Source organism: Streptococcus henryi DSM 19005 (assembly GCF_000376985.1).
Classification (GTDB): Bacteria; Bacillota; Bacilli; order Lactobacillales; family Streptococcaceae; genus Streptococcus; species Streptococcus henryi.
In genome coordinates this window covers 1-9002 of record NZ_AQYA01000008.1, presented here as the reverse complement: position 1 = coordinate 9002, position 9002 = coordinate 1, and the positions used below count along the sequence as shown (strand labels likewise).

Here is a 9002-nt window from a genome sequence, read left to right as displayed (position 1 = left end):
TAGCTTGAATACGTTTATGATAAGATGCTGGGCTTTTAACTTTCTGTACTTCTAAGTGTTAGAAATTTAGAAAAGAAAGAACGCCGATTTCTCGACGTTCTTTCAGGAGATTTATGAAAAAGAAAAGTTTTTACGATAGTCGTTGCGACTTTAGTCGCTTACGAATATCTATGCAAAGACATCCCAAGAGCTAGTCCTTTAGGACCTAGTGATTGGTTGATGTCTACTGCTAGGATTCCTATTTCTAGGATGTTTATAGTATAAGGCCTTTAGCTTAACTAACTCTTAAACTTTTCTTTCACGAAACTTAAAATATTATTCAATGATTAACATACCTTCTTTAATGGCAAAAGGATTCTTTTCATTGATACGGTCATAGAACATAACACCGTTTGTATGGTCAATTTCGTGTTGGACAACGATTGAATTATAACCTTTAAGTTTGATTTTGTGTTTCTCACCGTTCTTGTCGAAATATTCAACAGTAACACGTGAGTGGCGGACAACATAACCTTCGACAAGACGGTCAACAGACAAGCAGCCCTCACCATCAGCAAGCGCAGCATCTTGCACAGAGTGTGACACAATTTTTGGGTTATACATAACTTCTTGGAGACTGTAGGCTTCCTTAGGTGGATTGCCTTCCTCGTCCTCTGGATTTGGCACCAAGACAGCAATGATACGTTTTGAGATGTCCAATTGCGGAGCTGCTAAGCCGACACCTCCACGAAGACCAAGTTTTTCTGCCATAACAGGATCTTGAGAATGTTTCAAGAATTGCATCATTTTTTCACCCAGAAGGATGTCTTCATCAGAGAGTGGGAAGCTAACATCCGCTGCTACAGCGCGTAGAGTCGGATTCCCTTCACGAATAATGTCATCCATGTCAATAAGATGACCTGCTTTAATTAATTTACTTTGTACAGACATGGTTATCCTCTTTTCAATCTATTCATGCCCGCTCTTAGAAATCCTTGTTGAATAGGATTCGAACGAGTACCAATCTTATTTATCATATCACAAAACAAGCCTTAATGAAAGTAAAGGATCTGATTCGATAGTAGAAGTTTTGCATTGAAAAACACCTGCCTTTTCTTTCGTTTTGACAGGTGTATCTGATACTTATTGCTCAAGTGGGTTGATTTATCCCTTTTCAAGCGCAAGCCTATTTTCATAAAAAAGAAGACGGGCCGTAGTGGCATAAGGGAGAGTGTAGAAGTAGAGGAGTCCCATAGTTAGACCAGTCAAGAGATACCAGCCGATAAAACTAAAATCTAGACAGAATAGTTTCCACTTATAACCCTTCAGGAGTTTTTTACTCTCAGAAATAGCCGCCGAAGCGCCATTGTATGAGTCAGTGCTAACACGATCATAAACCAAATATTCAGCAAAGGAGTAGCTATATTGTTTAATTGCGACAATAGCAAGACCAAGAAAATAAATGAGAATTCCAACTATAATTAGCCAGATAGAAGTAGTACTGAGGTTCATATCAAAAGTAGCAGTCGGTTGACCGAGATCGATAGATAAGAAGAGTCCAAATATGGCCATGACTACACCGACAATTGAAATCAGCGACCAAAGAAAGAGGTAGATACCTTTAAGAACAATAGTCCACAGAAGTTTACCGAAAAGATCTCTTGAGAAAGCAGAAGTACTGTCAGAGAAACCGACCTCTTGACGTTTGTGACGAATGACATCTAGTATAGTGAAGCTAGCAGATAGTGTGAAGAAAGTTATTAGGAGACTAATAATGAGAGGGAAAAAACTAGCTGAAATAGAAATCTCAATCCCATCCAATTCTAACAAAGTCTCTCGCACAGTAATAGAGATAGAAAAAATAGATAAAATGATAGCTGAAAGAAAAAGAGGAATTCTTCCAGGCAAATTCTTCAAAATAGACCTCGCCTCTTGGCGAAACTGATAAGCACGCATAAAAAATCTCCTTAAACTAAGATACAAAGGCCGTTAAGCGAGTAAAGCAAAAATAGGAGATTGACGCTGTGTGCTTGCACACAAGGAAATCTATCTTTTTTGTACAACTCGCAGGCCGTGTTCAATTAAACTAAGATACAAAGAGCGTTTACCTGATGAATGGTGACGGTCGGCCTTGCTCCTCGTCACCAAACGAAACTGCTTATAAGCAGTTTCTACATCATGCTTTAGCACGATTTTCAAAAAATGTCGTTTTGAAAATCTCACGTCAAGCGAGGAAAGCAAAAATAAGCGGTAAGTCAGAAATCTATGATTTCGTTGACGCACCCTTGTCAGAACGACTAGAACTTTCATAGCCGATAGGCGTAGAAAGTTCAGACGTTTACGACACAAGATTGACGCTGTGTGCTTGCACACAAGGAAATCTATCTTTTTTGCACAACTCGCAGGCCGTGTTCAATTAAACTAAGATACAAAGGCCGTTTACCTGATGAATGATGACGGTCGGCCTTGCTCCTTGTCACCAAAGAAAACTGCCTATGAGCAGTATGAACTCTCAAAATCAAGTAGAACTTTTCTAATATTATTAATAGAAACATTATAACATATTCCCTCAAATCTGATGACATAAGGCTGTTTTTTTGATAGAATTTAAAAGGTTAACTACCTGCTAGACTGATTTTCTAGCAAGGCGGATCAAAAACTCAGGACTGTTTTTCCTGAAGTCTAAGGAGAAAAAAATGACAACAGATTATCCGATTAAATATCGTTTAATTAAGAAAGAAAAACACACGGGAGCTCGTTTGGGTGAGATTATTACACCTCATGGAACTTTCCCCACACCTATGTTTATGCCTGTTGGGACACAGGCAACGGTCAAAACACAGTCACCAGAAGAACTCAAGGAAATGGGTTCTGGTATTATCTTAGCTAATACTTATCATCTTTGGTTGCGCCCTGGTGATGAGCTAATCGCGCGTGCGGGTGGCCTACACAAATTCATGAACTGGGATCAACCGATTTTGACAGATTCAGGTGGTTTCCAGGTTTATTCTTTGGCTGATAGCCGTAACATTACTGAGGAAGGGGTAACCTTTAAAAACCACCTCAACGGTTCAAAAATGTTCCTGTCACCAGAAAAAGCCATCTCTATTCAAAACAATCTGGGTTCAGATATCATGATGTCCTTTGATGAATGTCCTCAGTTCTATCAGCCTTATGATTATGTCAAAAAGTCTATTGAACGTACTAGCCGCTGGGCAGAACGTGGACTAAAGGCACACAGCCGTCCGCATGACCAAGGTCTCTTTGGTATTGTACAAGGTGCTGGTTTTGAGGATTTACGTCGTCAGTCAGCTGCGGATCTTGTTGGCATGGATTTCCCAGGTTACTCTATCGGTGGATTGGCTGTAGGTGAAACTCATGAAGAAATGAATGCTGTACTTGATTTCACAACGCCACTTCTTCCAGAAAACAAACCGCGTTACCTCATGGGAGTAGGAGCTCCAGACAGCTTGATTGATGGCGTTATCCGTGGTGTGGACATGTTTGACTGTGTTCTCCCTACACGTATTGCCCGTAATGGTACCTGCATGACTTCTCAAGGACGCTTGGTTGTCAAAAATGCACAATATGCTGAAGACTTTACACCGCTTGACCATGACTGTGATTGCTACACATGTAAAAACTATACTCGTGCTTATCTTCGTCACTTACTTAAGGCAGATGAAACCTTTGGTCTTCGCTTGACAAGCTACCATAACCTTTACTTCCTAGTAAATCTTATGAAGAAAGTCCGCCAAGCTATCATGGATGATAACTTGCTTGAATTCCGCCAAGACTTTATGGAACGCTACGGCTATGGTAAAAACGGACGTAATTTCTAAGACTAACCTATAAAAACGAAGCCAAGTCCCTTATGGTCTTGGTCTTTCTTTATCAGATTTTATACTTAATGAAAATCAGATGAGGCGACAAGACACAGGCAGTACTAAAGTAGGGCAAGCTGAAGTCAACAAAGTGCCATTTTGATTTTCGAAGACTATTAGACCAATATTTTGATATAATTAGGGTAACTATTCTTGAGGAGGCCATCTATGAAACTCACAACTCTTGGCTGCTGGGGAGCCTATCCCTATAAGGACGGAGGCACTACCTCCTATCTACTGACTGGACAGGACGGTTTTCAGCTCCTGATTGACTGCGGAAGCCGTGCCCTCAATGAACTAGAAAAGGAAATCAGCCCCCTTGACTTGAACGCGGTGATTATCAGTCATTACCATCCAGACCATGTGGCTGATTTAGGCGTCCTTCGTCACTATTTCCAGCTCTATCCCAAACATCTCTGGGAACCAAAGGTGCTTCCTATCTATGCACACGATGAGGACAAGGAAGAGTTTGCTAAGCTGAGCTTACCTGGTGTCTCTCAAGGCATTGCCTACAACACGGCTGGCACAGAGCAAATTGGTCCTTTCGACATCAGCTTCATCAAAACCGTTCACCCCGTGGTTTGCTACGCCTTTCGTATCGTCGAGCGTGCGACAGGTCAGGTCTTTGTCTTCACGGGCGACACTGGCTTCTTTGACGGCCTGGATAACTTCTCGGCTGACGCTGACCTCTTCCTGGCCGATGTTTACCTTTATGAAGGCAACGAAAACCACATCGCTCATTTGACCACTAAGGAAGCTGGACAAATCGCTAGCGCGGCTAAGGTGAAAAAACTGGTCTTGACCCACATGCCGCCAGTAGCGCCAGCAGGCATTGACCCAGACAACCATCTTGAAATCCTCAGACAGCAGACTGAGAACTACTCAAATGGCATTCCGGTAGAATTGGCTGCGCCTCATAAATCATGGGAAATCGGGGCAAGCTGATGGCAGTCTTTACCCAAGAAGAAAAAGAGTTCTTCATGCGTGAGGCGCTGAAAGAAGCTCAGCAATCTCTCCAAAAGGAAGAAATTCCAATCGGCTGCGTCATTGTTAAGGACGGGCAAATCATCGGTCGCGGCCACAACGCCCGTGAGGAGCTCAATCAAGCTATCATGCATGCCGAAATCATGGCCATCAATGAAGCAAATAGCCAAGAAGGTAACTGGCGCCTGCTGGACAGCACCCTTTTTGTGACCATTGAGCCTTGTGTCATGTGCAGCGGAGCCATTGGCCTGGCCCGCATCCCCAATGTCATCTATGGCGCTCCCAACCAGAAGTTTGGCGGAGCTGGCAGCCTCTACGACATTTTGACAGATGAGCGCCTCAACCACCGCGTTGAGCTGGAGACCGGTGTACTGGCAGAGGAATGCGCTGCTATCATGCAAGACTTTTTCCGTCAAGGCCGCGAACGAAAAAAAGAAGCTAAGCGTCTGGCTAAATTGCAAGCAGAAGGAGAGCTTAGTGACTAGGAAACTAGTCAACAAGTTTCTGTAAAGAAAAACTGTAAGTGTCTAGAATTTCGGGAAACTTAAAATTGAATACCTTATAGCTTAAGAGAACGAGAAAGTCGTTCTTTTTCTTCGTTGTCTGTAACTAACGAAAGGATATCAAACAAATGTCAGATGATATTGAAATTATCATGGATATTGAGATACTAGAGATATTTGAAGTGATAGATTTGGATAAGGTAAAAATAGGATGGCTAATGATGCTGTCACTGAAGATATAGTCAACTGAAACAAGAGTAGGACAAAAAGTGTCTCAAGAAAAGTATCGCAGAAAAAGGTTACGCCTAAAAAGAAAACAGTTAAAAAACGTAGGAGATAAGACGAATGCCCCAAAAAAGACTAAAACAAATACTGCTTGCGCTATCAATATTGTTTGTTCTAGCAATATCTGGATTTATTTATATTAACAAAAATATGTCAACTTATTGCATATACTATGTTAAACATATGCCTCAAACTCATGATAAGGATACCAATCCTGAGATGGTAGTTATCCTAGACAATTTAGTTTATTTAGGAGAATCCAAAGTTAATGGGATAAGGTTTGATACGGATGGTAGTAATGCAATTGTAAAACACAATGAATTTGCACTAGGGCAAGGTAACAGAGAGAATTCCGTCAAATTTGTCTTTTCTTTTTTTCATGGAAAGAGCAATGAAAGATCCCGTATGTATTATTTTGACGGAAGTGGCAGATTTGTTACTTATCATTATGTAAAACTAGACGGGGGAAAATCTTTTTACGAGAAGACTGAAACTCGAAAGCAAGAAGCACAGGCCTATGTAGATGAAGTCATTACTCCCATTGTTGAAGAGATGGAAATAGAACCAAAAGTTAACCTGCAATGGTTGTTCAATAAAAAATACCAAGATCGATTTAATTAGAAAGTTATCGTAATGATGTCAAAGAAATGGTTAGCCCTTCCAGTAATCTTACTAGCTCTATGGGCTGCTACACTGTCAGTTTTAACCTTGTTAGACATTCAGGATATTATGCACAACACCTTCCGCACAAGGAAGGAACAAATCCAGAATTGGTTTTTACCCTTAAACATCTTTAATATCTTGAGAAGCCTGATAATTCATCCTTAAGGTATGACTATGATGGTAGTAACTCAATTATGGTAAATGAAGAATATTTTATTTTTAACCCTCAAGATCCTAAAATTCTTTTATCAAGAGCTAATTCTAACTCTACTTCTACTTCTTACCAATTTGATAATAAGGGACAGTTTATAACCAAAAGAATCATTAATCGAACTACCAGTAAATCTCAACACAGTGAATCATCTGAAAGTTAAGAAGAAGCCGTGGCTCATGTTGAACCTGCCATTAGACCATTTCTTGACGTACAACCTAAACCCAAGCATAATCTTCAGTGGTTGTTTAATCTGATTTATCAAGGAAAGTTTAATTAGATAGTCTGTTAATTATGACATGGGGAGCCCAACTATAACTTTTCTGAAGCATTTAATCTAAGAAAAAGCATGTCACCCAAAAGATGGCATTCTGAACTGATGGTGTTAAAACGTATACATCTTATCCTAATGATGTGCTATCAGTTCACAACAATTTTAACATTACTTTTTACTTGTTATGATAACTAAACCAAAGGTGTCTGCAGATTTTAGGCACCTTTTTAGATAATAAAAAAGCTTTATCAGGTTTGGTCTAACCAACAATTATAACAATAAAAAAAGAAAAAGAAAAAAGGTGCGGAAACTGACACTAATACACCACTGGTAAGACAAACCCGACCTTTTCTTTGCCTCAGTCTTTTTTCGGTTTAAGAACCTAGTTTTTTCTTAGATTATAAGGGATGATTGAGCTTTCACGAAAATTCAGACACAAACGAAAAACTGTTAGTGTAAAATAATACTCGGAAAAACGTTTACATGTTTTCAAAATAAAAAAAGTCCTATATCCTAGGAATTGCGAAATCACCTAAAAGGATATAGAACCTATGACTATTGTAACAGAGATTGGAAAAATTTTAAAGACTAGTAAACATTTATCCACGCCAAACGCATGAAAAACTTCTTCTAGTCTTTTTGTACTTTGGAGCAATTTTTGAAAGGTGGATAACTACTTATATCCATTAGTCGACCTCTACTTTCCAAATAACTGTGGTAAATAATTGTCCGAATGGACAGAAATATAGCGTTGTTTTCTACGATAACTGAGATCCTTTTTAGGAAATTGAATGACTTTTAAGAAATAAAGACATAGTTTACGGATGGCATTCAGATTGAAGGCAGCCCGTTTATCCAAGGTCTGGTTGTGGTCTTCTCGGTAAACAACATCTAGTAACCAGTGCATACTTTCTACCGACCAATGTCCTCTGACACAGCGGGCAAATATCTCTACATCTTTTTTAAAGCTAATGATGAAGTAGCGGATTTCCTCTGTCAGGACACCATCCTTATCAATAGTATTCTTAGTCATTCCAATGCCACGTAGTTTCTGCCATTTAGTATGCCTTTCTGATAACCAGTTGACATCGTACGAAACCCAATAATCTCGTATTTCAATCTGGCTACGGGCTTTTTCCACCGTTTGGTAATGTTGCCCCTTCTTAACCAGTTTTTCAAGTAATTTGGCATCACTAAAATAAAAGGAAATATCCTCAAATAGTGTGGTTTGGTTCCCTTTGACTGCTAGGCAGTAATCGCCCTTGCCTTTGATAATCTCATCCACAATATCCGTCTGTGTTCCCATGGCATCAATCGTGACAATCCCTTTTCGAAGGTCAATCAATCTTAGAAGACGTGGAATAGCTGTAATTTCATTACTCTTTTCGTCAACAACAACTTGACCTATACTCAGGTGATTTGCCCCATCATAAGCCGTAACGATATGATTAGGTCGCTGGTCTTTATTGCCGTTGCCCCGCATAGTCTTGCCATCAATAGCAAATAGGCGCTCAACAGATACACAATCTGGAGATTGTTCAAACTCAACTTTTAGGTCGCTCAAAAATTGAGGATTGACCATACTAACAACACGTTCTAGAGTATCATGAGAAGGACAGCCTACACTTAAATCTACATATTCTCCTAAAAGATCTTCATTCATTTCAATAAAATCTTCCATTTCCTTCCAGGTTTCAATACCTGCCAACTGGCAAACGAAGACCAGAAAGAGAATGGTAGATAGGGGATAGCGAATTTTCCAAGGCTGACGTCCGTCTAATTCATCACTGTGCGCATCAATAGAAACAATAAAATCAATCATAATAGTTACCTCTATCTCTAGTGTACTACTTTGATTGATTTTGTCATTATGATTATCGCTTTCTGAAAACTATATTTTCTTCATGCGTTTGGCGTGACATTTATCTGAGTTAGAAACAGAAATAATGAGTTTGATGAGTAAGGTCTTTACAGAGAGTTTGGCTCATTGCTTAGAACGCTTAGATAAGGAACTTATTTCAGACTACCATAAGGATGGCTGGGAGATTGATAGAATTGAAAGCCGTCAAGTGACTTTTCTTTTTGGAGAAGTTAGTTTTAAGCGTCACCGTCTGAGAAAAGAAGGTGAGAAGAGTTTTCTCCCACTGGATAAGGCTTTAGGTTTAGAAGCCAGACAACGTTACAGTCCTTCCTTTATGGAGAAGGTTAGTCTATTAGCA

General features: G+C 39.7%; 8 protein-coding genes and 1 pseudogene. 6 read left to right on the top strand and 3 right to left on the bottom strand.

Annotated elements, in window-relative coordinates; all coding sequences use genetic code 11:
• Window positions 1-315: 315 nt before the first annotated feature.
• Together def and F601_RS0100220 are read right to left on the bottom strand one after the other, a co-directional pair.
• The gene (gene def / locus F601_RS0100225; protein ID WP_018163678.1) at window positions 316-930 is read right to left on the bottom strand and encodes a peptide deformylase; all 615 of its coding nucleotides are present in this window, start codon (window positions 928-930) and stop codon (window positions 316-318) included.
• Window positions 931-1143: 213 nt separating this feature from the next.
• The gene (locus F601_RS0100220) at window positions 1144-1935 is read right to left on the bottom strand and encodes a DUF975 family protein (RefSeq protein ID WP_018163677.1); all 792 of its coding nucleotides are present in this window, start codon (window positions 1933-1935) and stop codon (window positions 1144-1146) included.
• 740 nt (window positions 1936-2675) lie between these two features.
• Between F601_RS0100220 and tgt the strand changes: the two genes are divergently transcribed.
• From tgt to F601_RS13195, 5 genes are all read left to right on the top strand, one after another.
• A complete protein-coding gene (gene tgt / locus F601_RS0100215) occupies window positions 2676-3821 on the top strand; it encodes a tRNA guanosine(34) transglycosylase Tgt (protein ID WP_018163676.1) in 1146 nt (381 codons plus the stop codon).
• Between the two features lie 210 nt (window positions 3822-4031).
• The gene (locus F601_RS0100210; RefSeq protein ID WP_018163675.1) at window positions 4032-4808 is read left to right on the top strand and encodes an MBL fold metallo-hydrolase; all 777 of its coding nucleotides are present in this window, start codon (window positions 4032-4034) and stop codon (window positions 4806-4808) included.
• Window positions 4808-5332, top strand: a complete 525-nt coding sequence (gene tadA / locus F601_RS0100205) for a tRNA adenosine(34) deaminase TadA (protein WP_018163674.1) — start codon at window positions 4808-4810, stop codon at window positions 5330-5332. The genes F601_RS0100210 and tadA overlap by 1 nt, the downstream gene beginning before the upstream one ends.
• A 363-nt stretch (window positions 5333-5695) precedes the next feature.
• Window positions 5696-6256, top strand: coding sequence for a hypothetical protein (locus F601_RS0100195; RefSeq protein WP_018163672.1), 561 nt, complete (start codon window positions 5696-5698; stop codon window positions 6254-6256).
• A 236-nt stretch (window positions 6257-6492) separates the two neighbouring features.
• A complete protein-coding gene (locus F601_RS13195; protein WP_162138183.1) occupies window positions 6493-6672 on the top strand; it encodes a hypothetical protein in 180 nt (59 codons plus the stop codon).
• A gap of 808 nt (window positions 6673-7480) precedes the next feature.
• Here F601_RS13195 and F601_RS0100190 read toward each other — a convergent pair.
• Entirely contained in the window at window positions 7481-8605 is a 1125-nt protein-coding gene (locus F601_RS0100190; protein WP_018163671.1) for an ISAs1 family transposase, read from the bottom strand.
• A gap of 112 nt (window positions 8606-8717) precedes the next feature.
• Here F601_RS0100190 and F601_RS0100185 point away from each other — a divergent pair.
• Window positions 8718-9002: pseudogene (locus F601_RS0100185) on the top strand (UPF0236 family transposase-like protein); the annotation flags it as partial.